Origin of the sequence: Paraburkholderia nemoris (assembly GCF_905221015.1) — a bacterium.
GTDB classification, from domain to species: Bacteria; Pseudomonadota; Gammaproteobacteria; order Burkholderiales; family Burkholderiaceae; genus Paraburkholderia; species Paraburkholderia nemoris.
Genome location: NZ_CAJNBO010000009.1, coordinates 251,890 through 278,633 on the forward strand (window position 1 = coordinate 251,890; position 26,744 = coordinate 278,633).

23 protein-coding genes are annotated in these 26,744 nt (G+C 62.1%); 13 read left to right on the plus strand and 10 right to left on the minus strand.

What is annotated here, in order from left to right; translation table 11 throughout:
- Nucleotides 1–375 precede the first annotated feature (375 nt).
- The 4 genes from gspK to KHO33_RS16510 are packed head-to-tail and all read left to right on the plus strand — an operon-like array spanning nt 376 to nt 4,486.
- The gene (gspK, locus tag KHO33_RS16495; RefSeq protein ID WP_234480616.1) at nt 376–1,734 is read left to right on the plus strand and encodes a type II secretion system minor pseudopilin GspK; all 1,359 of its coding nucleotides are present in this window, start codon (nt 376–378) and stop codon (nt 1,732–1,734) included.
- A 28-nt stretch (nt 1,735–1,762) separates the two neighbouring features.
- Entirely contained in the window at nt 1,763–3,184 is a 1,422-nt protein-coding gene (gene gspL / locus KHO33_RS16500; protein WP_200565613.1) for a type II secretion system protein GspL, read from the plus strand.
- Complete coding sequence (locus KHO33_RS16505; RefSeq protein ID WP_200565614.1) at nt 3,181–3,684, plus strand: type II secretion system protein M; 504 nt, start codon at nt 3,181–3,183, stop codon at nt 3,682–3,684. Before gspL ends, KHO33_RS16505 begins: the two co-directional genes overlap by 4 nt.
- A 22-nt stretch (nt 3,685–3,706) precedes the next feature.
- Nucleotides 3,707–4,486 (plus strand): type II secretion system protein N, encoded by a 780-nt coding sequence (locus KHO33_RS16510; RefSeq protein ID WP_200565615.1) that lies wholly within the window; start codon nt 3,707–3,709, stop codon nt 4,484–4,486.
- Between the two features lie 91 nt (nt 4,487–4,577).
- On the opposite strand, the gene KHO33_RS16515 is transcribed toward KHO33_RS16510, so the two are convergent.
- Both KHO33_RS16515 and KHO33_RS16520 read right to left on the minus strand, forming a co-directional pair.
- A complete protein-coding gene (locus tag KHO33_RS16515; protein ID WP_200565616.1) occupies nt 4,578–6,143 on the minus strand; it encodes an efflux transporter outer membrane subunit in 1,566 nt (521 codons plus the stop codon).
- 248 nt (nt 6,144–6,391) lie between these two features.
- Complete coding sequence (locus tag KHO33_RS16520; RefSeq protein WP_054042760.1) at nt 6,392–6,754, minus strand: hypothetical protein; 363 nt, start codon at nt 6,752–6,754, stop codon at nt 6,392–6,394.
- Nucleotides 6,755–7,006: 252 nt separating this feature from the next.
- Between KHO33_RS16520 and KHO33_RS16525 the strand changes: the two genes are divergently transcribed.
- Both KHO33_RS16525 and KHO33_RS16530 read left to right on the plus strand, forming a co-directional pair.
- Nucleotides 7,007–7,549 (plus strand): MarR family winged helix-turn-helix transcriptional regulator, encoded by a 543-nt coding sequence (locus tag KHO33_RS16525; RefSeq protein ID WP_054042763.1) that lies wholly within the window; start codon nt 7,007–7,009, stop codon nt 7,547–7,549.
- Nucleotides 7,550–7,684: 135 nt separating this feature from the next.
- A complete protein-coding gene (locus KHO33_RS16530; protein ID WP_200565617.1) occupies nt 7,685–9,247 on the plus strand; it encodes a DHA2 family efflux MFS transporter permease subunit in 1,563 nt (520 codons plus the stop codon).
- A 478-nt stretch (nt 9,248–9,725) separates the two neighbouring features.
- Here the strand turns inward: KHO33_RS16530 and KHO33_RS16535 are convergent, their stop codons facing one another.
- From KHO33_RS16535 to ada, 4 genes are all read right to left on the minus strand, one after another.
- Nucleotides 9,726–10,226, minus strand: coding sequence for a hypothetical protein (locus tag KHO33_RS16535; protein WP_200565618.1), 501 nt, complete (start codon nt 10,224–10,226; stop codon nt 9,726–9,728).
- A 278-nt stretch (nt 10,227–10,504) separates the two neighbouring features.
- Nucleotides 10,505–12,121, minus strand: coding sequence for a glutamate--cysteine ligase (gene gshA / locus KHO33_RS16540; RefSeq protein WP_200565619.1), 1,617 nt, complete (start codon nt 12,119–12,121; stop codon nt 10,505–10,507).
- A 339-nt stretch (nt 12,122–12,460) separates the two neighbouring features.
- On the minus strand, nt 12,461–13,378 hold the full coding sequence (locus KHO33_RS16545; protein ID WP_054043652.1) for a DNA-3-methyladenine glycosylase family protein: 918 nt from the start codon (nt 13,376–13,378) through the stop codon (nt 12,461–12,463).
- Entirely contained in the window at nt 13,375–14,550 is a 1,176-nt protein-coding gene (ada, locus tag KHO33_RS16550; RefSeq protein WP_200565620.1) for a bifunctional DNA-binding transcriptional regulator/O6-methylguanine-DNA methyltransferase Ada, read from the minus strand. The genes KHO33_RS16545 and ada overlap by 4 nt, the downstream gene beginning before the upstream one ends.
- A 397-nt stretch (nt 14,551–14,947) precedes the next feature.
- On the opposite strand from ada, the gene KHO33_RS16555 reads away from it, so the two are divergent.
- Entirely contained in the window at nt 14,948–15,373 is a 426-nt protein-coding gene (locus tag KHO33_RS16555) for a VOC family protein (protein WP_093634532.1), read from the plus strand.
- Nucleotides 15,374–15,415: 42 nt separating this feature from the next.
- Here KHO33_RS16555 and KHO33_RS16560 read toward each other — a convergent pair whose 3' ends face one another.
- Nucleotides 15,416–15,973, minus strand: coding sequence for a YaeQ family protein (locus tag KHO33_RS16560; RefSeq protein ID WP_054037178.1), 558 nt, complete (start codon nt 15,971–15,973; stop codon nt 15,416–15,418).
- 159 nt (nt 15,974–16,132) lie between these two features.
- On the minus strand, nt 16,133–17,110 hold the full coding sequence (locus KHO33_RS16565) for a LysR family transcriptional regulator (RefSeq protein WP_200565621.1): 978 nt from the start codon (nt 17,108–17,110) through the stop codon (nt 16,133–16,135).
- A 177-nt stretch (nt 17,111–17,287) separates the two neighbouring features.
- Here KHO33_RS16565 and KHO33_RS16570 point away from each other — a divergent pair, with 177 nt between their 5' ends.
- From KHO33_RS16570 to KHO33_RS16590, 5 genes are all read left to right on the plus strand, one after another.
- Nucleotides 17,288–18,736: an aldehyde dehydrogenase family protein gene (locus tag KHO33_RS16570; RefSeq protein WP_200565622.1), complete on the plus strand. Its 1,449-nt coding sequence runs from the start codon at nt 17,288–17,290 to the stop codon at nt 18,734–18,736.
- Nucleotides 18,737–18,994: 258 nt separating this feature from the next.
- Nucleotides 18,995–19,999: an arabinose ABC transporter substrate-binding protein gene (locus KHO33_RS16575; RefSeq protein ID WP_054037023.1), complete on the plus strand. Its 1,005-nt coding sequence runs from the start codon at nt 18,995–18,997 to the stop codon at nt 19,997–19,999.
- Between the two features lie 100 nt (nt 20,000–20,099).
- Nucleotides 20,100–21,650, plus strand: a complete 1,551-nt coding sequence (gene araG, locus KHO33_RS16580; protein WP_407946177.1) for an L-arabinose ABC transporter ATP-binding protein AraG — start codon at nt 20,100–20,102, stop codon at nt 21,648–21,650.
- Between the two features lie 85 nt (nt 21,651–21,735).
- A complete protein-coding gene (gene araH / locus KHO33_RS16585) occupies nt 21,736–22,740 on the plus strand; it encodes an L-arabinose ABC transporter permease AraH (RefSeq protein WP_093634676.1) in 1,005 nt (334 codons plus the stop codon).
- Between the two features lie 39 nt (nt 22,741–22,779).
- Nucleotides 22,780–24,513, plus strand: coding sequence for an IlvD/Edd family dehydratase (locus KHO33_RS16590; RefSeq protein WP_200565623.1), 1,734 nt, complete (start codon nt 22,780–22,782; stop codon nt 24,511–24,513).
- Nucleotides 24,514–24,778: 265 nt separating this feature from the next.
- Here KHO33_RS16590 and sap1 read toward each other — a convergent pair whose 3' ends face one another.
- The gene (sap1, locus tag KHO33_RS16595) at nt 24,779–25,117 is read right to left on the minus strand and encodes a surface attachment protein Sap1 (RefSeq protein ID WP_054037026.1); all 339 of its coding nucleotides are present in this window, start codon (nt 25,115–25,117) and stop codon (nt 24,779–24,781) included.
- 449 nt (nt 25,118–25,566) lie between these two features.
- On the minus strand, nt 25,567–26,106 hold the full coding sequence (speG, locus tag KHO33_RS16600) for a spermidine N1-acetyltransferase (RefSeq protein ID WP_054037028.1): 540 nt from the start codon (nt 26,104–26,106) through the stop codon (nt 25,567–25,569).
- Between the two features lie 277 nt (nt 26,107–26,383).
- Here speG and KHO33_RS16605 point away from each other — a divergent pair, with 277 nt between their 5' ends.
- Nucleotides 26,384–26,560 (plus strand): hypothetical protein, encoded by a 177-nt coding sequence (locus KHO33_RS16605; protein ID WP_172737709.1) that lies wholly within the window; start codon nt 26,384–26,386, stop codon nt 26,558–26,560.
- The last annotated feature ends 184 nt before the right edge of the window (nt 26,561–26,744 follow it).

Below are 26,744 nucleotides of genomic sequence, written 5' to 3' on the forward strand. Positions count from 1 at the left end.
TACTTTTCTTTGCCGCCGCAAAGAAAAGTAGGCAAAAGAAAGCGGCTCAAACCGCTAATGCTAAGTGGGCACCGTAGCCTGCAACAGGTAGTGGTGCATCTGGAATCTGTGTTCGTGCACCTCCATACGCTAGTGACAAGGGCGTCATACCTCCCATCTCGCACTACGTGCTCGCCGGAAGAGCCATTCAACAAACCAGTGGTTCGCCTGATTCCGCCCCATTCGCAACGGATGCCTTCCACTTCGGTCGCGCGTGCAACGCGCAACCAACCAATCAGGCACCTCGCCGAGGCGAAGCCGACGGCTCCCGCAGCAAACAAACCCGCCCCTTGGTTTTCGGAATTACTCTTCGGCGCGCGTAGCGCCGCCGGAAGTATGACGCCCTTGTCACTGACGCCGAATGTGAGGGAACACAGATTCCACGGAGCCACTGGCGGTTCTGAGCTACGGTTCCCACTTAGCATTAGCGGTTTGAGCTGCTTTCTTTTGCCTACTTTTCTTTGCAGCCGGCAAAGAAAAGTAGGTGCCGCCCCGCACAGGGGCAACGCTAATAGACCAAAAGCAAATCAAGGAAAGGCCAACACCGCAAGCGCACAGACAAAAGCGCAAAACAGGCAAAAAAGCCAATCAAAGCCCAACACCGTAGGCAAACACCCAAGCGCCGCGCAGGCAACCCAACGCGGAGCAGCCATAATCAGCGCCCTACTAGTAGTCGCGCTATCAGCGATATTAGTTTCGGGCATGCTCTGGCGCCAGCAAGTCCAAATCCGAAGGATCGAAAACCAACGCCTCCTCTCCCAAGCGCAATGGGTCGCCCGCGGCGCACTGGACTGGACGCGCCTGATCCTCCGCTCGGAGGGCGACACCTCCGCAGGCATCACCTACCTGGGTGGCCTATGGGGCGTCCCCATCGCCAAAACCCGTCTGTCGGATTTCCTCGGGCAAATCGGCGAAGTCAGAGCCGACCAAGGCCAGGCAACCTATCTCTCAGGTTCGATCGAAGACGCCCAGGCGAAATTCAACCTCCGTAATCTCGTCTCGAGCCCCGCGCCGGGCGTCATGCAGATCAACACGGAGCAGATCGGCGCCTATCAACGCCTGCTGGTATCCCTCGGCGTGAATAGCCAACTGGCAAAGAACACGGCCTTGCAGATGCGCGCGAGCCTCGGTCAATCGGCAACACGCTTCCAGACCGTTACGTCCACCACCGGCACGCCGGCAGCCCCGATCAGCACGGGTGGCGGCGCCACGAGCGGCAGCTTCACCGACAAACCCGGTATGGAAGACGGCGACGACAACGCGGCCGTCGCGCCGCTGCAAATGACCAGCGTCGATTCGCTGCTCGATATCCCCGGCTATACGCCGGAAATGGTCGCGCGCTTGCGGCCGTTCGTCACCGTGCTGCCGACGGTGTCGGCAGTCAACATGAATACGGCCTCCGCCGAAGTGATCGCGGCGATCGTGCCGGGGATGAACCTGTCCGCCGCGCAAGCCTTCGTCGCGCGTCGGCAGACAGTGTTTTTCCATAACGTCAGCGATGTGCAACTCGCCTTGAGCGGCGCCGGCGTACCTCAGGTCGGGATCGATCCGAGTGAAATGGATGTCAACACGAACTACTTTCTGATTCACGGCCGCGTGCAGCACGAACGCGCGGAAGTGGACCGCACGACCCTCGTCTATCGCGACGCATTGACTCACACTACGCGTATCGTGCGGGTACAAGACCAACTATGAATAACGCCTTTCCCAGAGAGAGTGGCCTTTGAGCACACTGATCGTCCTACTGCCGCCGCGTGATCCGGCGGTGCCATCGCAGGAATGGCAACTGCCGGAGTTGCCGTTCGTGCTGCTCGACAAGTCGGGCCGCACCCAACGCGCGGGCCGCTCGGCGCTCGCGCTGCTGCCGCGCGCTACGTCGACGGTGCTGATGGTCGCCGCCCGCGACCTGCTGATGATGCCCGCCAAGCTGCCGCCTCTGCGTGGCCCGAGGTTGCGTCAGGCGCTGCCGAACGTCGTCGAGGATCAGCTGATCCAGGACCCGCAAACCTGTCACATCGCCGTCGATCCGCAACCGGTCGCGGGCGGCCGGCAGTTGCTCGCGATCATCGACCGCGGCTGGTTCCGCTTCATCTGCGAGGCGTTTGCCGCTGCCGGCCATCGCAGCGTGCGCGCCGTGCCGGTGACGCGCTGTCTGCCGCAAGCGGTCGCGCTCGACACGCCCGCCGAAGTCGCGGAAATGGTCAACGCGGGCGAGCCGGTCATGGCGGGCTCGGCGAGCGTGGCAACGTCGCTGCCGGGTGTGGCGCCGGTGATGGCGCCGGGCGTCGCGTCGGTGGTGCCGATGGTGGCAGCCGTGCTCGGCGCCGTCGTCCAGACCGCGCCCGCATTGCTGCTTGGGAGTGCGGTCGAAAGCGCGCCGGTCAGTGGTGCACCGCGCGTCGAACTGGCTATCGCGCGCGGCGTGCAAGGCGAAGGGCTCGCGGTGCCGGCTAATTCTGTGAACGCGACGCTCAGCGCGCTTGCCGGCGCGGCGCCGATTTCGCTCTACATGCTGACGGAAGTGCCCGGCAATGAGCCGAGTCTCGCGGCAACCAGCCCGGCGAAGCTCGCGGCCCATATCCATGGGGCCAGCCCGCTGCCGTTCGAGCAACTCGCCCGCCGTGCCCTGGAGTGCCGTTTCGACCTGTGTCAGTTCGAGTTCGCCTCGCAGCCGTGGCGGCTCGATCGCGCGACGCTGCGGCGTCTGCGCCTGCCGGTCGCGCTGGCGGTCGGTGCGCTGGTGATCGCGATTATCGGTGCGAACGTGCAGTGGTTGATGCTCGCGCGCCAGCGCGATGCGATCAACACGCAGATGACCGAGCTGCTCCTCAACGCCTTCCCCAAGACGACGGTCGTGCTCGATGCGCCCGATCAGATGTCGCGGCAGTTGCAACAGTTGCGGGTGGCGGCGGGTGAGTTGTCACCGGACGATTTCCTGTCGCTCGCCGATGGCCTTGCGCGTTCGTTGGCGCCAGTGCCAGTCAACGGCATCGCCGCGCTCGACTATCACGACCGGCGTCTCGATGTGACCTTCAAGCCCGAGGTGAAACTCGACCCCGATTTTGCCAAACGTCTCGCGCGCAACGGCCTGACCGGCGCGATCGACAGCAATACCGGCAAGTGGACCATCAGGAACGGACAATGAAAGCTGAACTTGCCCAAAGCTGGGCTGGATTCTGGGACCAGCGCACCGAGCGCGAAAAAACGCTGCTGGCATGGGGCGGCGGGGTGCTGGCTGTCGTCATTGCATGGTCGGTGCTGTGGGCGCCGGCGCAGGACGGCCGCGCGCATCTGCGTGAATCGCTGCCTACTTTGCAGCGTCAGCTGGCGCAGATGACTGCGCAGGCGAACGAAGCGCGCCAGCTCTCCGCCGCGGCTCAAGGTGTCGCGCCGACCGGCGCGGCGCTGAAGGACGCGCTCACCGCTTCGCTCGGCGATCACGGCCTTGCCGCGACCCAGGTGCAGGTGATCGGCAACATGGTGCAGATCCAGATGAAGAACGTGGCGTTCCCCGCGTGGACGAGCTGGGTCGACGACGCGCGCAGGCAGTTCAAGGTGCAGGTCGCCGAGGCGCACGTGACCGCGCTCAAGGAAGACGGCCAGGTGGATCTGACGGCGTCGATGCAGCCGTCTACCGCGAAATGACCGCGCCGTTACAGGATTTCGCATGACTTACTGGATGCGGCGCCTGCGCGTCGCGCTACCCTGGCTGGCGGTCGCGCTGCTGGCGAACGCAGTCGTGATGCTCACGTTGTTGCCGGCCGCCTGGATCACGCCGCAGTTCGCCAGACAAACCCGTGGCCACGTCAACCTCGTCAATCCGTCCGGTTCGCTGTGGCACGGCTCGGCCACGCTGATGCTCGCCGCCGGTTCCGACATGAGCGCGGCGACCCTGCTGCCGGGGCGGATCGAATGGCGCACGGCGTTCTGGCCGCTCTTCACCGGCCGTGTGCGCATGACCATGCGGCACAGCGAAGCGATGCCCGACCCGATCACCGTCGATGCGACCCTGCGCAGCGCGACCATCACGCCGGGTGCGATGGCGGTGCCGGCTTCGCTGCTGAGCGGCCTCGGCGCGCCGTTCAATACGCTCGATCTGCAAGGTGACGTGCGCCTTGCATGGTCCGATTGGCGCAGCTTCAATCAGGAAGCGTTCGGCCAGTTGACCGTGACCCTGAACGATGTCAGCTCGCGCGTTTCGCTGGTCAAGCCGCTGGGTTCTTACCGGTTGCTGTTCCAGGCGCAGGGTGTGTCGTCCACGCTGGATCTGACGACTCTCAAGGGGCCACTGATGCTGACCGGCAATGGCACGGTGTCCGCCGTCTCGACATCGTTTCGTGGGACAGCCAGCGCCGCCCCGGAAGCACGCGACAACCTCGCGGGACTGCTGAATCTGTTGGGCCGGCCAAGCGGACCGGATACGGTCGCGTTGACGTTCGTGCACTGAGGCGCTGAGCCGCGGGTCGTAAAAAAAGAGGCATGGCTGCATTTCGCGGCCATGCCTCTTTTGCTTTGCCTTGCCCGGGCGAGTTCTTTGCCTAGTTGCTCTGCGCCGGTCGCGGCGCGGCTCCGCTTTGCGCCACCGGCGTCGCTGACGCTGCCGGCTGCGGCGAGGGCGCCACCATATCACCCGTTTCGCGGTTCATCTGCGACACGTCCCAGCCGCCGCCGAGCGCCTTCACCAGACCCACCGACGACACCATCCGCTGCCCGGCGATGTTCTCAAGCTTCTGCTCAGCCAGGAAGGCCGTGGTCTGCGCGGTCAGCACGTTGACGTAGCCAACCGTACCCGCCTTGTATTCGTTCGTGACGATGGCCAGCGCCTGACGCGCTGAATCCACCGCTTGCTGTTGCACGACGATTTCCTGTTCGAGGATGCGCTGCGAGGCGAGATTGTCCTCGACGTCCTGGAACGCGGTCAGAATCGTTTGACGGTAGGCGGCGACGTTCTGGTCGTAGGCAGCGCGCGCGGCTTCGGTCTTTGCCTCACGCAGGCCCGCGTCGAAGATCGTGCCGGCGAGTTGCGGGCCGAGCGTCCAGAAACGCGACGGCGCGGTCAGCAATTGCGAGAACACCGAACTTTCGAAGCCACCCGTGGCCGACAGCGTCAGCGACGGGAAGAACGCCGCAATCGCGACGCCGATCTGTTCGTTCGCCGCCGCGGCCTTGCGTTCAGCCGACGCGATATCCGGGCGCCGCTCGAGTAGCGCCGACGGCATCTGCTCGGGCACGGCCGGTGGCGTGGCGGTGAGCGGCATCGGCGGAATCGAGAAGGTCGAGGCCGGTACGCCGACGAGTACGGCGATCGCGTGCTCGTCCTGCGCGCGCTGCACACCGTTGTCGATCGCGGCCGCCTGTGCCGATTGCAGCTGCGTTTGCGCCTGGATCACATCCGAGCGCGCGGCAACGCCGGCCGCGTACTGGTTCTGCGTGAGTTGCAGCGAGCGCTGGTAGGCCGCGACGGTGTCGTCGAGCAGCTTCTGGGTGGAGTCGAGCGCGCGCAGCGAGAAATAGGTTTGCGCGAGCGTGGCCTGGGCGGACAGCCGCGCATTCGCCAGATCGGCGGCCGCGCCCTGCTGGCCGGCTTTCTGCGAATTGACCGAACGCGTGACCGAGCCCCACAGGTCCGGCTCCCAGCTTGCGTCGAGTTGTACGTTGAAGCTGTTGCTGACGCCGGAGCGGCTTGAGACGGTTGAGTTGCCACCGGACGACGAACCGTTTCCGGAGCGCGTGGCGCCTGCCGATGCACCGATGGTCGGGAAATACGCCGCGCGCGCTTCGCCCGCCAGCGCACGTGCCTGGCGATAGGCGGCGGCAAATTGGGCGATGGTCTGGTTCGACGCGTTCAACTGGTCTTCGAGCGCGTTGAGTTGCGGGTCCTGGTAGATGGTCCACCAGTCGCCGCGGTCGTGTTGATCGGCCGGCTGGGCGACTTTCCAGCCGGGCGCGGCTTCCTTGTAAGACGCGGGGATCTCGGCCGCGGGCCGTTTGTAGTCGGGGCCGACCACGCAACCGGCCAGCACGGTGGCGAGGGCTACGGCGACCGCGATAGTCAGGGCGCGAGGCGCAAGCGTCCGCGCGCGCGAGATTCGTTCAAACTGCATGCAATGGATTCCTTCTGGACGCCGCAGTGCGGCCGATGGCGGCACTGTCGACCGGGCGAGATCATGGCTCTGCCGGAATGTTAGCGTATGGGACCGCTTGGGCGCGGGAAACTGAAAGGGTAATGCGGGGGGAGGCGGAGGTGTGTTACTTAGCGTGTCGGGATGGTTACGTGCTGTTACCGGCGTAGTTGGCTCTGGCGGCGGAAAAGCGCCGCACAGGCAACAAAGGCCGTCCCTCGACTAGAGAATCAAACGCGCGAATCCGATGACGTGGGTTGCCGGGCCTGCTTGCCAGCCGCGGCGCGACACGGCGCGCCTGAGCGTGCCTGGCAAGGGCCAACCGGACTTGCAGCAGCAGCGGCGGTCGCGACGACACTCCCCGCCGCAACGATGGACCCCACCGATTCCACCGGGACGACCTTGGTCCCCTTCTGCCCTCGCCGATGCTCCACCCACGCCAACACCGCGACGCCCACCGATCCACCGGGCAGCACGAACAGCACGGCGAACAACGCGAGTTTCCACCAGCGATGCGGACCTTGAAAGCTGCTCAGCGCGGAATCGGTCAGGGAGCGGCTCAAGCCGCCAAGGGTGTTTTTGAGGTACAGCATCAGGGAAATCCTTTTGGCACGGCGCCATTGCGGCGTGCAGACAATCGGTCAGAACATGGTCTCGGGTGGCGCGGGTCGCGCGTAACTCGTTGCCTATAATAATATTGACTATGCAATTAAATTTCAAGATACTTTGCTCGCGCGCAGCCGCGGTGTTGTTTTTTGCGCTGTTCGCGCGACGCGAAATGAAATTTGACTTGTCTGCTTAGGCAGCTAGAATCCGTTCTGCTTGACGATGTTCCCGGATACACGATGCCAGACGGCCCTTACAACGCGGATGAGATTCACCTCGAATCGAGTCTCGGCTATTACCTGACGAAAGCGCGAAACGTGCTGGTCGAGCGGATGGACCGCGCGGTCAAACCGTTAGGACTGACCGCCCAGCAAATCGGCGTGATTCTGGTGTTATCCGCGCAACGTGCGAGCACGCCGTTCGAGTTATCGCGCGTCATGTCATACGACAGCGGATCCATGACGCGTCTGCTCGATCGCCTTGAAAAGAAAGGCTTTATCGTGCGTACGCGCAGCGACGCCGATCGTCGGATGGTCAAGCTGGAGCTGACGCCGCAGGGCCACGAAGCGGCGCGGCAATTGCCCAGTCTGGGCGCCGCCGTGCTGAACGAGCAGTTGCGCGGATTTTCCGCCGCCGACCACGCCGCCCTGCTCGACCTGCTCGGCCGTTTCATTGCGAACGGGATCGATGCGGGAGGAAGCGCATGTTGCGGCGTCGGACCATCGCAAGACTCGCTGGAAGACTCACCCGAAGAACCTCCGCCAGGTCACGGCGGACAGTAACCAAGAGGCGCTTTTGAAAGCGCCATCGTTTGAAAATGTCTGTCTGGGCAGAGGGTGATCCGGCATGTAAGCGCGCCGCTTGATGGGTGCGATAAAGCTGCCGCGACAAGCTTTCCCGGCTGAGGAGAAACACATATGGCTGCCACGGCTTCCGCCGACGCCCTAACCGCCGCCGAACCCGCTCCACTCAAAGGCGGGACGCTGGCCTTGCTCACCGTCGGTCTTGCGCTCGGCACGTTCATGGAAGTGCTCGACACCTCGATCGCGAACGTCGCCGTGCCGACTATCTCCGGCAGCCTTGGCGTGGCCACCAGTCAGGGCACGTGGGTCATCTCGTCGTATTCCGTGGCCTCGGCGATCGCCGTGCCGTTGACCGGGTGGCTGGCGCGGCGCGTCGGCGAGGTGCGGTTGTTCACGCTGTCCGTTCTGCTTTTCACGATCGCCTCGGCGCTGTGCGGCTTCGCGCACAACTTCGAGTCGCTGATCGCATTCCGGCTCCTGCAAGGGCTCGTCTCGGGGCCGATGGTCCCGCTTTCGCAGACGATTCTGATGCGTTCTTACCCACCAGAAAAGCGCGGGCTCGCACTCGGCCTTTGGGCCATGACGGTGATTTGCGCGCCGATTTTCGGTCCCGTGATGGGCGGCTATATCACCGACAACTACACGTGGCCGTGGATCTTCTACATCAATGTGCCGATCGGGTTGTTCTCGGCGGTGTGCGCGTTCCTGCTGCTGCGTGGCCGCGAAACCAAGGTCACCAAACAGCGCATCGATGCGGTCGGCCTCGCGTTGCTGGTGATCGGCGTGTCCTGCCTGCAGATGGTGCTAGACCTCGGTAAGGATCGCGACTGGTTCAACTCGACGTTCATCATCACGCTGGCGATTATCGCGGTGGTGTCGATTGCGTTTCTGCTGGTGTGGGAGATGACGGACAAGGAACCCGTTGTCGATCTTTCGCTGTTCAAGGATCGTAACTTCGCGCTCGGCGTGGTGATCATTTCATTCGGGTTCATGGCGTTCTTCGGGTCAGTGGTGATTTTCCCGCTCTGGCTGCAGACGGTGATGGGGTATACCGCTGGGCTCGCCGGGTTGGCGACGGCGCCGGTCGGCATTCTCGCGCTGTTTTTGTCGCCGATGATCGGCAAGAACATGCATCGGCTGAATCTGCGGGTGGTGGCGAGTTTTGCGTTCATCGTGTTTGCGTTTGTGTCGTTCTGGAATTCGACTTTTACGCTCGACGTGCCGTTCAATCATGTGATCTGGCCACGGTTGGTGCAGGGGATTGGCGTTGCCTGTTTCTTTGTGCCGATGACTACTATTACGCTCTCCAGCGTGTCGGATGAGCGGCTTGCTAGTGCTTCCGGGTTGTCCAACTTCTTTCGGACTTTGTCTGGGGCGATTGGGACGGCTATTAGTACGACGTACTGGGAGAATGACACTATCTATCATCATGCGATGTTGACTGATTCTGTTAACGTCTATTCGGCTAATACCAATGCTTATACCAATGCGTTGGGGAGTATTGGGCTTTCTGGGGATAGCCTCACCGCTCAGTTAAATCAGGTTGTTACTGCGCAGGCCTACATGATGGCCACTAATGATTTTTTTCGTATTTCTTGTGCGGCGTTTCTTGTGCTTGCTGTGCTTGTTTGGGTTACTAAGCCCAGGAAGGGGGTTGGGGCTTCTATGGGGCATTGAGCGGTTTTTTGCCTTCGGCGGTGGTGGGTTTTGTTGTCGGATCGTTGGCGTGCTTGAGCTCTATGTTTGTACTCCTGGGGCGGTGCCTTTCCTTGATTTGTTAGTGGTCTATTAGCGCTGCCCCTGTGCGGGGCGGCACTTACTTTCTTTGCCGCCGCAAAGAAAGATAAGCAAAGAAAGCGGCTCAAACCGCTAATGCTAAGTGGGCACCGTAGCCCGCAACAGGTAGTGGTGCATCTGGAATCTGTGTTCGTGCCCGTGCATACGCCAGTGACAAGGGCGTCATACTTCCGGCGGCGCTGCGCGCGCCGAAGAGTAGTTCCTAAAACCCTCGTCGTGCTTTTGCGTCGGTGGTGGGAGTGTCTGATTTTTTTGTGCAAGGCCGGTCAGATCGTTCTAAAAGCAAAATCTGGTGAAGCCATCCTCGAGAGGATCGCGAACTCGTTCTTCGCTGATCGCGTTGCCGCTTTTTCCTCTCCTACTGCGTTATCGCTTCTCCGCTTGTTCCCGGGACCGATTGTCCTTGCAATGCGTCGGGGTGCATCGCCGTTGGTGATGGTTGCGATGGTTTTGTGTCGCTTTGCGGTGCGCCCGGTGTGTTGCCTCGTACGTATTGCTTGAAGTCGGCGCCCGCCTCCCATGGGTTTGGTTTGCAACCCATTGAGCCGTCGCAATGTGCCGCGAAACCGATCGTTGCTGTGCCGTCCGGGTTCGCGGTGCGCGTTATCTGGTACGCCAGCGCGCGCTTGCCGCCGTCCGGGCCCGATGTCTGGATCAACGTGTCAGTCGATGACTCGATCTTGTACGTCGAATGGCCCGCTACCCACGTCTGCGCTCGCTGCCACCACATGTCACACTCGGCCTTGCTCGAACACGTCAACGGCGTCGTCGCGATCTGCATCACGTCCGGGTTCACCTGCCCCTGCGTCGAACACCCCGCCGCCACTACGCACACTACAGCCAACAGACCTTTTTTCATCGCGGTGAAGCCTCCCTCTCTGGAGCGTGTCGTCTAAGTTGGACCGTAGCCCCAGCACAGTGTTTCATACGCATTTGCGAATGGTTAAACGGACGGAGAATTTGCCGATGCAGTTGGGCCGACAGCGAAGCGTTGCGTAGACGTTACCTAGGCGCAATAAAAAAGCGGCCCTTCATGGCCGCTTCCTGCTTCGCAAATGAAAATGCCGTTCAGCGATGGCTGAACGGCATTAGTTCTTAGCCTGCTTTTTCCGACGCGCTGCCTACGTTCGTCGTCGTTTAGACGCTAAACCGGTTCAACGTGTATGCCCTGTAGGCCGCGACGAATGCGTCGAATGAACCCACCTCTTCTCGCTCAAGTTTGGCCTGCTCTGCAAGCGATTGCGTTGCGAGGTCGGTAAATTCTTTCGTCTGTGCGGCATCCAGCGGGCGCGCGCGGAAATAGGCGGCGTGCGCTTCGCTTTGCTCAAGGCCAAAGGTGAGGAAGCTCTGCTGCTTGTCGCGCATCGTCTGTAATACGCGTGCGGACGGTGTCAGCGAGGCATCCGCCAGTTTTGCTCGTTGAACCGCCACGGCGCGTGCGTGTGAGTCGCCGCCGTGCAGCGCGTCGAGTGTTGCCGCGGCTGCGTCGATCTTGATCAACAGTTCGTTCGCCCAGTCCGTCATTGCAATCGCATTGCCGTTGCGCGTCAGTTCTAGGCCCGGTTTGCGGCCTTCCATCGTTACGCGGCCGAAGTTCTGATTGGCCTCCGCGTACGCGTCCGGTGGCAGCGTTGCGCTGTCGTCGAGTGCGCAGACCAGCAGGTAGGCGTCCAGGAAACGCGACGTCTCCAGTGAAATGCCGGTCGGCTCGAATGGGTCGATGTCCATGCAGCGCACCTCGACGTACTGCACGCCGCGCGCAGCCAGCGCGTGCAGCGGACGCTCGCCCGGATGCGTGACGCGCTTCGGACGGATCGTCGAATAGAACTCGTTTTCGATCTGCAGTACGTTCGTGTTGATCTGCACCCACTCGCCGTCGCGCTGCGTGCCGATCGCTTCATACGCGGGATACGGCTGGCTCACGGCCTTCGCGAGTGCGTCGAGGTAGCCCGGCAAGGTGTTGTAGTCGGCCTGCAGCGCGGCTTGCGCCGTGGTGTTCGAGTAGCCGAGGTCGCTCATGCGCAAGCTGGTCGCGTACGGGCGATACAGCGTGTCGGCGTCGAAGGTATCGAGCGTGTGCTGGCGATCGCGCAGGAAGCGGCGATCCAGTGCCGGCGATGCGCCGAACAGGTACATCAGCAGCCAGTTGGTGCGGCGGAAATTGCGGATCAGCGCCAGGTAACGGTCGGACTGGAAATCGACGGCGTTTGCCGTGGATTGCTGGTCGGCATGCAATACCCGCCACACTTCTTCGTTCAGCGAATAGTTGTAGTGGATGCCCGCAATGCACTGCATCGTGCGGCCATAACGGAGCGCGAGGCCAATGCGGTACACGTACTTCAGTTTGCCGATATTCGACGTGCCGTAATGCGCGATCGGAATGCCTTCGTCCGTTTCAGGCAGCAGGCCCGGCATCGAGTTGTTCCACAGGATCTCGTCGCCGAGTTCAGCGTAGACGAAACGATGCAGCGTATCGAGCTTCTCGAGCGTGATCGCCACATCGTGTTCAGCCGGCGTGATCAGTTCGAGCAGCGCTTCGGAATAGTCGGTGGTGAGCGACGGATGCGTGAGCGCCGAGCCAAGCGCGCGCGAATGCGGCGTCATGGCGAGCTTGCCGTCGTGCGTCACGCGCAGGCTTTCCTTTTCGATGCCGCGCAGGCCGCGTATCAGCGCGTCGCGCTGCGGGCCTGTGGTGAGCACGGACAGGCGGTGCGAGAACGTGTCGTTCGTGCGGGAAGGTGTCGTGTTTGGCATTGATGCGAGTCGGGCGTTGTCGGCCGCCATGTGCCGCTTCACTGCTTAGGTGCAGCACTGCGCGGTTGACAACGTTCGGCGGAATTTTCGGGTAGCGGGCACTTTAACATCTCGCCACGACGGCTGCTTGAGGCCGCTCCGGACGGCCTTCCGACGACACAACCTGGCCTGATTTCAGCACGATTCAGCACGAAAGTAGCTGCCCTGCGCCTTACGCTACCCTTCGCGCGCTCGACGCGCGATTCGCTTAGCGTCCCGAGTGCAGCCGCCACGCTAGCCGCGTGCCCACGCCCACGGTCCGCCAGTTCCGTGCTGCCCTCCCCCGACCGCTACACCACCTCAGCCGCCGCGCGCGGCGCCGGCCCGATCCGCCACCTCGTTCCACAGATGCATCGCCGCGTACGCGCGCCACGGCCGCCACGCGTCGGTGCGGGTGCGCTGCTGCGTGGGCCGCACGAGCGACGGATCGCGCGCGCAGATCGCCTGCATCAGCACGAGGTCCCATGCAGGCCAGGCGTCGGCATCGCGCCATGCACGCATCGCTACATACTCGACGGTCCATGGCCCGATGCCAGGCAGTGCGAGCAACGCTGCGCGCAGGCTGTCGGCATCGGCTACGTTGCTGTCGAGCGGCACGTCACCCGAAGCGACTGCCTGCGCGAAGCCCTGCAACGCCGCTACGCGTTTACCCGGCATGCCGATCTTCTCCAGATCCACAGCCGCGAGCGCGGCGGGCGTCGGAAAACGCCACGCGGTGTTCTCATGCGGGTGACCTTCGATGCGTTCGCCGGCACGCTGCACCAATCGTCCGATGATCGTGGTCGCCGCCTTCACGCTGACCTGCTGCCCGACGATCGCGCGCACCACCAATTCGAAACCCGACCACGCACCCGGCACGCGCAAGCCCGGCACGGCTTCGATCAACGGCGCAAGCCATGGGTCGGCGCCTAGTTCGTTGCCGATCTTCTTCGGGTCTGCGTGCAGGTCGAACATCCTCGCGATCGGCGCGGCGAGCGCGTCGGCGTGACGGCTCGCAGGGCCGTCGATGTTCGCGACGATGCAGCGCTTGCGCGGATGCAGCCGTACGGTCAACGTGCCGCTGTCGCCGGCCCAGTCGATCGCGCGGCGATAGGCGCCGTCTTCGACGGCTTCGACGCCGGGCGTCGCGCGCCCGCCGAAAAAGCGCAGCAGACGCGGCCAGTCGAAGGGTGGTTTGAAGGGAAGTTCGAGTGTTGCGACGTCGTCAAGCGTGCTCACGCGGCGTGGTCCAGGTTGGTGGTGGTTGCGATTGCCGCGTGCTCGCGGCGCTTGGGTTCGTCGCGCGAAACGTCGCCTGCGTGCTGGGCTTCGTTATCGAGCAGTGCAGCCTTGCGCGGCAGGCCCCAGCGGTATCCCGCCAGCGCCCCGCCCTTCTGCACGACCCGGTGACACGGAATCGCCAGCGCGACCGGATTCGTCGCGCACGCGCTCGCCACCGCACGCACGGCGCGCGGTGAGCCGACCGCTTCGGCGATCTGCGAATAACTGCGCGTCTCACCGTAGGGAATGCGCCGCAACGCGTCCCACACACGCTGCCGGAACGCGGTGGCGGCGATATCCAGCGGCAGATCGAAGTCCTGGCGGGTGCCGCGCAGATACGCGTCGATCTGGGCGATGAACGGTGCGAGCCGCGTTGCGTCTTCGACCAGTTCGGCGTTGGCGAACTCGCCACGCAGATCGTCGACGAGTATCGCCTCATCGTCGCCGAAACCGATTTTGCAGATGCCTTTGTCGGTTGCGGCGATCAGCACGAAGCCGAGCGAGGTCGACGCGCTGGCGTAGCGCACGGTAAGCCCGGCGCCTTTGCGGCGAAACGCGGATGGCGCCATGCCCAATTCGGCTGAAGCGCTGTCGTACATCCGCGATGGCGAGCCGAAGCCGGCGTCGAGCGTAGCGCGTGTCACGTCCGACCCGCTCTGCAGCGCGTCGCGCAACGCGGCGCCGCGTTGCGCGGCCTGATACTGACGCGGCGAAACACCCACCACGCGCTTGAACAGGCGCTGCAAGTGGAACGGGCTGACGTGCACCGCGTCGCTTAGCTGCGCGAGCGTGAGGCGCTGCTGCGGATCGGCATCCAGCGCGGCGCAGGCGCGATTGACGATCTCCAGCTCGCGCGGCAGGCCGCCGGGCTGGCAACGCTTGCAATCGCGATAGCCCGCGGTGCGCGCGGCGTTTGCGTCGGTGAAGAACGCGACATTTTCGCGACGCGGCTGGCGCGACGCGCACGACGGGCGGCAGAACACGCCCGTCGTTTTGACGGCGAAGAAGAACGCGCCGTCGGCCTGCGGGTCGCGGCGGGTGACGGCCTCCCAACGCTCGGCGTCGGTGGTCCAGCGCGGCGTGCTGGCAGCGGCTTCGTTGCTGATCTCGGTAGTCTCGGTGCGGTTCATGATGGTCCCGGAAAGGCGGTGTCGATGCTCACCAATGTAGGCCGCATGCCGAAACACTACGCTCCGGTTCTTGCTCTGTCATTGCGCTTCCTCGTAGGGCCGGAAGCCCCGCCGGGCGCCCGTTTCGCCTCAAACTGCGACAATTTGGCCCGATATCGGGTTTTCCCTTAAAAAGTTATTGCGTCGCATCAACCCCATGTGTATATTAGTACCTGTCTCCTCCATGTCTCCTCCTGATATGGATTCAGCCCGCTCCACATAGAGCGGGCTTTTTTTCGTCTGAACATTTTTGGTCTGTCCCTTGCGGCCGGTTGATCGCCCGCTCTCGCGGCGCCGTCCTTTCTCCTACACTGGTGGCTGTTCATCCGTTCTGCGAGCCACGCAAGGGGCGTTCGATATGAAAATCCACATTCGCGAGATCGATCACATTGTCATTCGGGCGTCGAACGTTCCGGAGATGACGCGCTTTTACTGCGAGGTGCTCGGTTGCAGCGTCGAGAAGGAGCAACCCGATCTGGGCCTGACGCAGTTGCGCGCGGGGCGCTCGCTGATCGACCTGTTAAAGGTCGGCGCCAAGCTCGATCACCCCGAAAACGGCGTGCCGGGCGCGGGGCGGAATATGGACCACGTGTGTTTGCGGGTTGAACCGTTCGACGCCGAGGCGCTCAAGGCACATCTGGCCGAACACGGCGCGCGGCCGGGCGAGGCGGCTTTGCGCTATGGCGCGGATGGGTTTGGGCAGTCGCTGTATCTGTTCGACCCGGAAGGCAATATGGTCGAGCTCAAAGGGCCACCCGAAGCGGCGCGTGTGACGTCGCTGTAATGGGCGCTGCCAAGGCCTTTACCAAGTTACAAGGGTAGCAGGCTACCAGGCGTTGGCGGGCGCCTTCAACACCGTCCACTCGATCTTCACCGCATCGGCATCGGCGCTGCCGAGCCATGCTTCGCCGTCCTGCACGGTGCATTGCAGACGCATGGTCCGTTCAGCTAGCGAGCCGAGCGCGGCGGCGACGTCTTCGCCGAGCGTCCATACCGTCACATTGCGCATGCGTTCGACCTTGCTGCGCACGCCCTGCCACCAGATGTCCGACGTGCGGCCGCCATAAGCGATCACGATCACTTCGTTCGAGCGGCCACTCGCCTTGGCAATGCGCCGTTCGTCGGGCTGGCCGACTTCGATCCAGGTTTCGATCGCGCCGGTGAGGTCCTTCTGCCACAGATCCGGTTCGTCGACATCCGACAAACCTTTGCAGAATTCGAGGCGTTCCTGCGCGAACAGCGCGAACGCGGCGACGCGGACCATCATCCGTTCGTCGGTTTCCGAGGGATGGCGGGCGATCGTCAGGGAATGGTCGGCGTAATAGTGCCGGTCCATGTTGGCGATCTGTAGTTCCGCCTTGTAAATCGTCGATTTGAGAGCCATGCCGTTACTAAACCAGGCGCTCACTCCACCGGAGCCGGAGCGAACAGAAAAAGAATCGTCGACGGCGCGTTGCCGTTTTCCGTGTTTGTTGTACATCGCGTGTTCCTCCCGGGCCGAAAAAACCGGCTGCAATTGCGACTATCGCAACGGGAGAAGCATTTATCGCGCCACTGTCGGCTCGAAAGCAGTGCCATACACCTCGGCAGCGGCTTGCCGCAAGGCTTCCAGCACGACGGAGGCCGCTGGCGAAAGCAGATGCGACTGGCGCGTGATGATACCGAATGTATCCATTCTGCACGGTAAATCGATCGGTACCTGCTTGAGAACACCGTACTGTTGGTACTGACGCGCCACTTCGTCAGGTAAAACCGCCAACATGTCGCTTTGAAGTAATAAGCTCGAAATTGCCAAAAAATTGTTGGTATTGACGACGTTTTGGGGCGGATTCAGTCCGATCTGCGAAAACATCAGATCAAAGCGGTGACGCAAAACGCTGCCCGGCGGGTGCAAAACCCAACTCGCGTTGACGATTCCACGCAGTGTCAAACCTGTTTCATTTTCGAGAGGATGGCCGGGACGCGCCACCACGCATAGCGGCTCGTCGGCGAGCGGTTCATAACGGACTTCCGCCTTGAACTGGTTTTGCCGCTCCAGGACCCGGCCGATCATGATGTCCAGTTCGCCTTCGGCAAGCTTCGGCAGCATCACGTCCGAGGTTTCCACCTCCACCCAGATTTGCAACTGCGGATAGCGTTCCTTCACGCTGGCAATGGCGCGCGGCACCATCGTCGCAGCGGCCGCGGCGATCACGCCGATCCGCACCTGGCCGGCCAGACCGGCACGCAGGGCCGAGATTTCATCGTGTGCGTGGCTGAGATTCGAGAGCACCATGCGCGCGTGACGGATCATCACTTCGCCATACAGCGTGGCGTGCATGCCGTGCGGCGTGCGGTCGAACAGACTCACCTCCAGCATGTCTTCCAGCTCTTTGAGGAGCCGCGACGCGGCGGGCTGGGTCATGCCGAGCACGTCGGCGGCGCGCCGGACGTTGCCCTCCTCTTCCATTGCCGCGAGCAGCAGCAACTGTCGTGTTTTAAGCCGCGCCCGCACGAACCAGTTCGAGTAGCTACGCGTCATGGCCTGTCTCCCTATGCGGCTCGATGCCATCTGTCGGACGATTTGCCGTCGTTGAGTCTCCATCATGCCATATCGAAATTGATATCGGGATGGCCGAAAAAGGGATTGGAAAGTTATTGGGGCGGCTCATACCATTCGTGGACTTTCTGAGCTTCCCCATGTGGCGCCCTCCCGTCGATGAATCGCGATCCGCTCGTCCCGCTCGTTGCCAGTCCGTTTCGCCATTACATCAATGGCGGATGGGAGACGGGCGCGACCACCGGCGTGTCGCTCAATCCGTCGGATCTGGATGAACCGGTCGGTGATTACGTGCGGGCCGATGCAAGGCAAACCGATATAGCCATTGAAGCGGCCAGCGCGGCGTTCCGCGAATGGTCGCTGGGTTCGGCGCAGCGCCGCGCGGATGCGCTCGATGCGATCGGCAGCGAGATGCTGGCGCGGCGTGACGAACTCGGCCGGCTGCTCGCGCGCGAGATCGGCAAGCCATTGCCCGAAGCCTTGACCGAAGCCACGCGCGCCGGCCAGCTTTTCAAATTCTTAGCCGCCGAGGCGCTTCGCGCATTTGCCGAGCCCGTGGCGTCGGCGCGCGCCGGCGTCGAGATCGATGTTACGCGTGAACCGCTCGGCGTAATCGGCATCATCGCGCCGTGGAGTTCGCCGTTGGCGATTGCCGCCGCCAAGATCGGCGCCGCCCTCGCCTACGGCAATTGCGTAGTCTTCAAACCGGCCGAATCGGCAGCGGGTTGCGCTGCGGCGCTGGCATCGATTATCAGCCGCGCCGGTTTGCCGGCCGGCGTATTCAATTTGGTGATGGGCAGCGGCCGGCAGGTCGGCGCGCGGATCGTTGCGCATCCGTTGGTGGCGGCGATCAGTTTCACCGGGTCCGCAGAGACCGGCACACGTGTCCTGCAGGTTGCCGCGGCAAGGCAAGCACGCGTACAGCTGGAAATGGGCGGCAAGAATCCCTTCGTGGTGCTGGCCGATGCCGATCTCGACAGCGCTGTCGATGCCGCCCTCAGCGGCGCGTATGGCTCCACCGGTCAATGCAGTACGGCGGCGTCGAGGTTGATCGTCGAACGTGCAGTATTCGAGCCGTTCGTCGACGCATTGCGAGCGAAGCTCGCGAGACTCAACGTCGATCACGCACTGAAGCACGGCACGGATATGGGCCCGGTCGCCAACGCCGCGCAGTTGGAGCGCAATCTCGACTACGTACGCGTTGGTCAGGAGGAAGGCGCGCAACTTCTGCACGGCGGCCGACAGCTGGAGCGCGCGACACGTGGGTACTTTTTCGAACCGGCATTGTTTATCGGCGAACCCGAACACCGCATCGCACGGGAAGAGATCTTCGGTCCGCTCGCCGTCGTGCTGAAAGCCGACGATTACGACCACGCGCTGCATCTCGCGAACGACACCGCTTACGGTCTATGCGCCGGCATCTGCACGCGCTCCTTGAGTCGCGCGCGGCATTTCCGCCGCCACGCGCAATGCGGCCTCGTCACGATCAATCTGCCGACGACCACCGTCGAGCACCACGCGCCTGGTGGCGGTCGCAAGGCATCGGCCTACGGCGCCACCGATGCAGCGTTCTGGACGGCCGTGAAAACGGCCTACGTCGCGGGTTGATGGCCATGAGACTCGCTTACCACGCCACATCTCCCACGGCTCAGTCCGCTGCCCGTTGCGGCGCCGTAGCTGCCGTGTATCTCGCAGTTCACCCGGCCGCGAATCTCATCGCTCAGCATGCCGCGTGTTGCACAGCGCACGCTGCCGCGATTCGAACGGCTAACCCCATCGCCCATCCACGCCCCGGCTGACGCCGCCGTGCATTCCCCGCTGCAAATAAACGAAACCAATGCAGCTTTCCAACCTCAGGAGACAAGTATGACCAGCAAGCTTCGCCGTTTGACGCTATCCGCGATCGCCGCCGCGGCACTCGCCGCACCCTTTGCCGCACAATTCTCCGCGCACGCCGATCAGCCGCTCAAGGTCGGCTTCCTTGTGAAGATGCCGGAACAGGCGTGGTTCATCAACGAACAGAAAGCCGCAACCGCGCTCGGACAGAAGGACGGCTTCTCGGTGGTCAACATCGGCACGCCAGACGGTGAAAAAGTGCTGGCCGCGATCGATAACCTCGGCGCGCAAGGCGCCAAAGGCTTCGTGATCTGCGCGCCCGACGTGCGGCTCGGACCGGCGATCCAGGCGCGTGCGAAGCGCTACAACATGAAGTTCGTCACCGTCGACGATCAACTGGTTGACTCCACCGGCAAGCCGCTGCCGAACGTGCCGCATCTGGGCATGTCCGCGTTCAAGATCGGCAATCAGGTCGGCACGGCGATCTCCGAAGAGATGAAGCGCCGCGGCTGGAAGCCGGAAGAAGTCGGCGCGCTGCGCATCACGAACTACGAACTGCCGACCGCCAAACTGCGCACCGACGGCGCAACGGAATCGCTGCTGGCCGGCGGCTTCAAGAAGGAAAACATCTTCGACGCGCCGCAAAAGACCACCGATGACGAAGGCGGTTTCAACGCATCGTCGCCGGTGCTTGCGCAGCATCCGAACATCAAGAAGTGGGTGATCTTCGCGTTGAACGAGGAAAGCGTGCTGGGCGGCGTTCGCGCGACTGAGCAACTGCACATTCCGGCGGCGGACGTGATCGGCGTGGGCATCAACGGTGCGGGCGAAGCGTTTGCCGAGTTCCAGAAGAAGGAACCGACGGGCTTCTACGGCACGATCGCCGTGAGCTCGACGATGCACGGCAAGGAGAGCACGGAGAACCTCGTCGAGTGGATCAAGGACGGCAAGCAGCCGCCCGCCGACACGCAAACCACCGGAAAGCTGATGGTGCGCGGCAACTGGCAGGACGTGCGTAAAGAGCTCGGAATTTAAGCGGTATTCGAGTCTGCACACTGCGGGCCTTTTTTCACGTTCACGCTGACGTCAACGCGAGATCGGCCCGCACAGTTTGTCCACCCGCTAGAGGCTTTTGATGACGGTTTCTCACACTGGCGAAATGGCGTCGCCCACGCAAGCGCCCTCGCCTACGCTTACGTCGACTGATCCGTATCTGCAACTCGACGGCATCACCGTGCGCTTTCCCGGCGTGCTCGCGCTCGACCAGGTGTCGCTCGACGTACGGCGCGGCGAGGTGCACGGTTTGATGGGTGAAAACGGCGCCGGCAAATCGACGCTGCTCAAAGTGCTGTCCGGCGTGAACCAGCCGGCGGCGGGCACCTTGTTGCTCGATGGTGTCGAGCAGCAGTTTGTCACCACCAAGGCGGCCATCGCGGCGGGCGTCGCGATCATCTATCAGGAACTGCATCTGGTGCCTGAATTGACGGTTGCAGAAAACCTGATGCTGGGCGCCCTGCCCAACCGCTTCGGCGTGCTCGATGAAAAAGCGCTGATCGCACGTGCGGTGCGCGAGCTGGAAAGACTCGGCGAAAAAATTGACCCGTCGCAGCAGGTGAAGAATCTCTCGATCGGTCAGCGCCAGATGATCGAAATCGGCAAGGCGCTGATGCGCGATGCGCGTGTGATTGCGTTCGACGAACCGACGAGTTCGTTGTCGTCGCGTGAAACTGCGCAGCTGTTCCGGATCATTCGCGCATTGAAGGCCGAGGGCCGCGCGATTGTCTATGTCACACATCGGATGGATGAAGTCTACGAACTATGCGACCGCGTGACAGTGTTTCGCGACGGCCGCCGCATCGATACGTTCGAAGCCGGCGACGGACTCGATCGCGATCGCCTGATCAGTTGCATGGTGGGCCGTTCAATCGCCGACGTGTACGGCTACCGCTCACGCGAACTGGGCGGCCTGCAACTCGAAGTCAAGGACCTGATGGGACGCGGCTTGCGCGAACCGGCCTCGTTCACCGCACGCAAAGGCGAAATCGTCGGCTTCTTCGGTCTGGTCGGTGCAGGCCGTTCGGAGCTGATGAAACTGATTTACGGCGCCGTCAAACCGAGCGCCGGTGAGATCACGCTGAAGGGAAAACGCGTGCGTTTCACCACGCCGCGCGATGCCGTGCGTGCGGGCGTCGCACTGTGTCCGGAAGATCGCAAACAGGAAGGCATCGTCTCGATTGCTTCGGTGTCGGACAACCTCAACATCAGTTGCCGCCGTCACTTCAGCCGTTTCAACGTGCTCAACGGCCGCAAGGAAGCGCAGACCGCCAAAGAGTTCATCGGCAAGCTCTCGATCAAAACGCGTAACGGCGAAACACCGATCGGCACCCTCTCCGGCGGCAATCAGCAGAAGGTGATTCTGTCGCGCTGGCTCGCCGAAGACATCGATGTGTTCCTGATGGATGAACCCACGCGCGGCATCGACGTCGGCGCGCGCAGCGAAATTTACGGCCTGCTGTATGGGCTCGCTGAAGCGGGCCGCACGGTGATCGTCGTGTCGAGCGATCTGGCCGAAGTGATCGGCGTGGCGGATCGCGTGATCGTGATGAAGGAAGGCTGCATCGTCGGCAATCTGCCGAAGGCGCAAGCCACGCCGGATGCGCTGATCAAGCTTGCGCTGCCACGCTGAGGACACCGCGTTCGCCAGTCAACCGAAGAACACTGAATGCAACCGACGGCAATTGCGTCACGCCATCGAAAACGGAATAGACATCATGCAGACACCCTCAACCGACTCCTCCACGCCAGCCATCGCTTCCTCGGGCCTGAGCGCGCGCGCCGCGCGCACCTGGGACCTGATCAACAAGTCCGGCATCGTGATGGTGTTCATCATCCTGTTCGCGGCTTTGTCGTTCACCGTGCCGGATTTCTTGAGCTCGCGAAACATCCAAGGCTTGCTGCTCTCCGTCACGCTAATTGGTTCGATATCCGTAACGATGATGTTCGTGCTCGCGCTCGGTGAAGTGGATTTGTCGGTAGCGTCGATCGTTGCGTTCGCGGGCGTGGTGGCGTCGACCCTGATTACCGCGACGCATAGCGTGACGCTCGGCATCGCCGCCGGCGTGCTCGCGGGTGGCGCGGTCGGACTGGTCAACGGCGTGCTGGTTGCGCGCTACAAGATCAACTCGCTGATCGTCACGCTTGCGATGATGGAGGTCGTGCGTGGCCTCGCCTTCATCACGTCGAACGGCGACGCGGTGATGATTTCCGAAGAGCGTTTCTTCGACCTCGGCGGCGGCGCGTTCCTCGGTATTTCCTATCCGATCTGGAGCAACATTGTCGGCTTCGTGCTGTTCGGTTTTCTGCTGAAGAAAACCGTGTTCGGCAAAAACGTGCTGGCCGTGGGTGGCAATAGCGAGGCCGCTTTGCTCGCGGGCTTGCCGGTCACCCGAATCAAGATCACAGTGTTCGTATTGCAGGGCCTCGTCACGGGCTTTGCCGGCGTGATGCTGGCGTCACGCATGAGTCTCGGCGACCCGAAAACGTCGGTCGGTCTCGAACTCGGCGTGATCTCTGCGTGCGTGCTCGGTGGCGTCTCGCTGACGGGCGGCGTCGCAACGATTTCCGGTGTGCTGGTCGGCGTGCTGATCATGGGTTCCGTGCAGGACGCAATGAGCCTGATGAACGTGCCGACCTTCTACCAATACCTGATTCGCGGCGGGATTCTGCTGCTCGCGGTGTTGTTCGATCAGTACCGCCGCAGCAAGCGCGTGCACTGACACGCGCCCCGCACTACATGCTTGTCAACAGGAGATTTCATGGCTGATTCCAACCAGACTAAAAAGCCGCTGCGCAGCCAGGCGTGGTTTGGCCTCAAAGACCGCGACGGTTTTCTGCATCGTTCGTGGATGAAAAACCAGGGCATTCCGCACGACGAATTCGACGGACGTCCGGTGATCGGTATCTGCAATACGTGGTCCGAGCTGACGCCCTGCAATGCGCATTTTCGCGAGCTCGCCGAGTACGTAAAAAAAGGCGTGCACGAAGCGGGCGGCTTGCCGCTCGAGTTTCCGGTGATGTCGCTCGGCGAGACCAACCTGCGGCCTACGGCGATGCTGTTTCGCAATCTGGCTTCGATGGACGTCGAGGAGTCGATTCGCGGCAATCCGATGGACGGCGTGATTCTGCTGGTGGGCTGCGATAAGACCACGCCGGCGCTGCTGATGGGCGCGGCGTCGTGCAATCTGCCGGCACTGGCCGTGTCGGGCGGACCGATGCTCAACGGACGGTTTCGGGGCAAGAACATCGGCTCGGGTACGGGCGTCTGGCAGATGTCCGAGGAAGTGCGCGCCGGCACGATGACACAGGAAGAGTTCACCGAAGCCGAGTCGTGCATGAACCGCTCACGCGGCCACTGCATGACGATGGGCACGGCGTCGACGATGGCTTCGATGGTCGAATCGCTCGGCATGGGTTTGCCGCACAACGCCGCGATTCCCGCCGTCGATGCACGCCGGCAAGTGCTCGCGCATCTGGCCGGCCGGCGCATCGTCGATATGGTCCGCGAGGACCTCACGATGGACAAGATTCTCACGCGTCAGGCGTTCGAAAACGCGATCCGCACCAATGCGGCGATCGGCGGCTCGACCAATGCGGTCGTGCATCTGATCGCGCTGGCCAAGCGCATCGGCGTGGAACTTTCGTTGGAAGACTGGGAGCTCGGCTCGAACGTGCCGTGTCTCGTGAATCTGCAACCGTCAGGCGAGTACCTGATGGAAGACTTTTACTACGCGGGCGGCTTGCCCGCCGTGCTCAAGCAACTCGGCGAGCAAGGTCTTCTGCATCGCGAAGCGCTGACGGTGAACGGCAAGACGATCTGGGACAACGTGCGCAACGCGCCGAATCACGACGAGAAGGTCATCACGACGTTCGCCGAGCCGTTCAAGCCGAAGGCCGGCATTGCGGTGCTCAAGGGCAACCTGGCGCCGAACGGCGCGGTGATCAAACCGTCGGCGGCAACGCCGCATCTGCTGAAACATCGCGGCCGCGCGGTGGTGTTCGAGAACATCGAGGAGCTGCACGCGAAGATCGACGACGACTCGCTCGATATCGACGAGCACTGCGTCATGGTGCTCAAGGGCGCGGGGCCGAAGGGATACCCGGGTTTTGCTGAAGTCGGCAACATGCCGCTGCCAAAGAAGGTGCTGCAAAAAGGCATTACGGACATGGTGCGCATTTCGGACGGCCGCATGAGCGGCACGGCATACGGCTCGGTGGTTCTGCACGTATCGCCGGAAGCGGCCGCGGGCGGGCCGCTCGCGTTCGTGCAAACCGGCGACATGATCGAACTCGACGTCGACGCCCGCCGCCTGCATCTGGATGTCACCGACGAAGAGCTCGCGCGTCGGCGCGCTGCCTGGCAGCCGCCTGCGCCGCCTACGCGCGGCTACTACAAGCTCTACGTCGAGCACGTGTTGCAAGCGGACCAGGGGGCGGATCTGGACTTCCTGGTCGGATCGAGCGGCGCGCCGGTGCCGCGCGACTCGCATTGATGATCTTTTGAACGGTTAGCCGTTTCTCCCTGCGCTTTGCGAGAAGGCGTATTGCCGATGCGGATCGAAAGCCCGCATCGGCTTTTTTATCGGCGTCACGTTATGGAAAACGCGTATGCAAAGCGCGCGCAGAAATAAAAAGCGGCCGGGCACGTAATGCCCAGCCGATTTTTAACTCGCAGGTTCGCAGCCCCTCAGTTTTTAATATCAGAGGGTTTATAGCGAAAATTAAACCGGGCGTTTACCCGGAGTATTGGCGTTTAGCTTATTGTTTGATGAATCGATCGTTTGCCCAGAGGCCTTGTGTATCGCTATTGCCGGCATTCACGAATTCGACGTCATGGCCGACTACGCGAACAACGCGGAAACTCGAGTTTTCTGGCGTCGAAACGCACTGATATCCCGAGAAGAATTCCTGCATCTTTTGCTGTTCACCGGCTTGCGCGTGGACATCGGCGGCGTCGAGTTTATCCTTCGACAGACAGCCATACGCGTTGGCCTTGAACTGGATTGTTTGCTGCGGCTTGACCATGGCGTCTTGAGCCTGAACAGAAGCGGCAGCCAATCCCGCAATGGCGAAAACAAGGGCGATTCGCGTTTTCATATTTTCCTCCGGTGCGGGTTGAATTACTCAGGTTAGCTATGTATTTAACTTTAACGTCGAACCCGCACCTTGCACTTTAGGAGAACGCGCAAGAACGACAAGCACATCTTGTGTGCGGTCGCAACAGCGGCGAATTGTCGCACCACCTGTCGCACCTGCTTAAGCCTTGAGCAGCCGCTTAAACAGGGCTGATTGAAACGGATAACTAAAAGACGGGCAGGGTGCGCCGCTTTAACCAGTAAAGCTTTGCGGTGCGTATTGGCGTAAACGAGAGGCACCAATTAAGTGAATTACTACAATTAATGCGGGCATTTGGTGCATTGCACACAAAGTCATTCACCCGACTAATCAAAAATCACGAAATAACGGTGTGTATACAGAAGATAAAAGGTGCCAGGTGCCCCAGGCGACGCAGCAGGGCGTGCCTGGGTGACGCGGTTTGAGGGTACTCAGCCGTGCTGATTGGTCTTGAAGAACTCGGACTGGAACATGCACATGCGCAACGCATTGTGATAGCGGCCGTTGCCGAAAAACTCCTCGATCAACTCGGCCTCGTGCCGGAAACCGCACTTCTCATAGACGTGGATGGCCGCGGTATTCGACTTGTCGACGATCAGGTAGACCTTGCGCAGGTTCAGCACCGAAAACGCGTAGTCGATCGCGAGTTGAGTGGCGATGGTGGCGTAGCCGCGGCCTTGCGCATCCGGTGCGATGATGATCTGGAACTCGCCGCGCCGGTGGATATAGTCCAGCTCGATCAACTCGACGACGCCGACGGTCTGGCCGTCGTTGTCGATCGCCACGAAGCGGCGCTCGCGCAGGTCGTGCACGTGCTGGTCGTAGAGCTGGGTCAGTTCGGAGAACGTTTCATAAGGCTCTTCGAACCAGTAACGCATGATCTTTGCGTTGTTGTTCACTTCGTGGACGAAGCGCAGATCGGTGCGCTCGAGCGGGCGCAGGGTCAGTTCGCTGCTGCGTTCGATAGTCATTGGATTCCCCTTGAGAATTATTGGTTTGATTGCACAGGTTCAGCGTGAGAACTCAAGCCTGCGTTTCCTGTTAGTCAGACCTTAGCGCGGGGAGTTCTTACAACGCCTCGCGCCCACGCAGCCCGTTCTTGCGAAGCGCGAGGCGTCGCGCGGGTTCGACAAGGGTGGGGCGTCGCGTTGTCGCAGGCCGCTTATCGTAAATTTGTGAGGGGCTCGGCACCGTGTGGGCACATGCGGTGCTCTACAATGAAATCATGCTCTTGCGATGGAGGCTACCGTGATCGAGCACTTGATATTAGGCGCCTTTCTGGTCATCCCGCTGCTCATCGTCGCGTTTCTTTTCTCCGACGAGTTGTGGCAGGAGCATCGTCATCTGCATGACCTGCATCTTGAGCCCACGAAGCCGCGCCGTGACTGGCGGCATCCGCTGCGCCGCTCGCGGCATCGGGTTTGACCCTTTCAGTGGAATGCATCGATCATCGCGCTGCAAGGCGAGGGCGCATCGCGTGAGACCCGCGAACGAAACCCGCAAATAAAAAAGCCTGCCGTTTCGGGCAGGCTGAAAAGAGATCCACACTCAATGCCTTGCGGGTACAAGGCAGACGCCAGTCTAGCCGTCTAGCGCGTGCGGCTGGTTT

Coding starts and splice junctions, on each gene's coding strand:
- gspK (WP_234480616.1), top strand. CDS start 376: ATGACGCCCTTGTCACTGACGCCGAATGTGAGGGAACACAGATTCCAC.
- KHO33_RS16505 (WP_200565614.1), top strand. CDS start 3,181: ATGAAAGCTGAACTTGCCCAAAGCTGGGCTGGATTCTGGGACCAGCGC.
- KHO33_RS16510 (WP_200565615.1), top strand. CDS start 3,707: ATGACTTACTGGATGCGGCGCCTGCGCGTCGCGCTACCCTGGCTGGCG.
- KHO33_RS16515 (WP_200565616.1), bottom strand. CDS start 6,143: ATGCAGTTTGAACGAATCTCGCGCGCGCGGACGCTTGCGCCTCGCGCC.
- KHO33_RS16520 (WP_054042760.1), bottom strand. CDS start 6,754: ATGCTGTACCTCAAAAACACCCTTGGCGGCTTGAGCCGCTCCCTGACC.
- KHO33_RS16525 (WP_054042763.1), top strand. CDS start 7,007: ATGCCAGACGGCCCTTACAACGCGGATGAGATTCACCTCGAATCGAGT.
- KHO33_RS16530 (WP_200565617.1), top strand. CDS start 7,685: ATGGCTGCCACGGCTTCCGCCGACGCCCTAACCGCCGCCGAACCCGCT.
- KHO33_RS16535 (WP_200565618.1), bottom strand. CDS start 10,226: ATGAAAAAAGGTCTGTTGGCTGTAGTGTGCGTAGTGGCGGCGGGGTGT.
- gshA (WP_200565619.1), bottom strand. CDS start 12,121: ATGCCAAACACGACACCTTCCCGCACGAACGACACGTTCTCGCACCGC.
- ada (WP_200565620.1), bottom strand. CDS start 14,550: ATGAACCGCACCGAGACTACCGAGATCAGCAACGAAGCCGCTGCCAGC.
- KHO33_RS16555 (WP_093634532.1), top strand. CDS start 14,948: ATGAAAATCCACATTCGCGAGATCGATCACATTGTCATTCGGGCGTCG.
- KHO33_RS16560 (WP_054037178.1), bottom strand. CDS start 15,973: ATGGCTCTCAAATCGACGATTTACAAGGCGGAACTACAGATCGCCAAC.
- KHO33_RS16565 (WP_200565621.1), bottom strand. CDS start 17,110: ATGACGCGTAGCTACTCGAACTGGTTCGTGCGGGCGCGGCTTAAAACA.
- KHO33_RS16570 (WP_200565622.1), top strand. CDS start 17,288: ATGAATCGCGATCCGCTCGTCCCGCTCGTTGCCAGTCCGTTTCGCCAT.
- KHO33_RS16575 (WP_054037023.1), top strand. CDS start 18,995: ATGACCAGCAAGCTTCGCCGTTTGACGCTATCCGCGATCGCCGCCGCG.
- araG (WP_407946177.1), top strand. CDS start 20,100: ATGACGGTTTCTCACACTGGCGAAATGGCGTCGCCCACGCAAGCGCCC.
- araH (WP_093634676.1), top strand. CDS start 21,736: ATGCAGACACCCTCAACCGACTCCTCCACGCCAGCCATCGCTTCCTCG.
- KHO33_RS16590 (WP_200565623.1), top strand. CDS start 22,780: ATGGCTGATTCCAACCAGACTAAAAAGCCGCTGCGCAGCCAGGCGTGG.
- sap1 (WP_054037026.1), bottom strand. CDS start 25,117: ATGAAAACGCGAATCGCCCTTGTTTTCGCCATTGCGGGATTGGCTGCC.
- speG (WP_054037028.1), bottom strand. CDS start 26,106: ATGACTATCGAACGCAGCAGCGAACTGACCCTGCGCCCGCTCGAGCGC.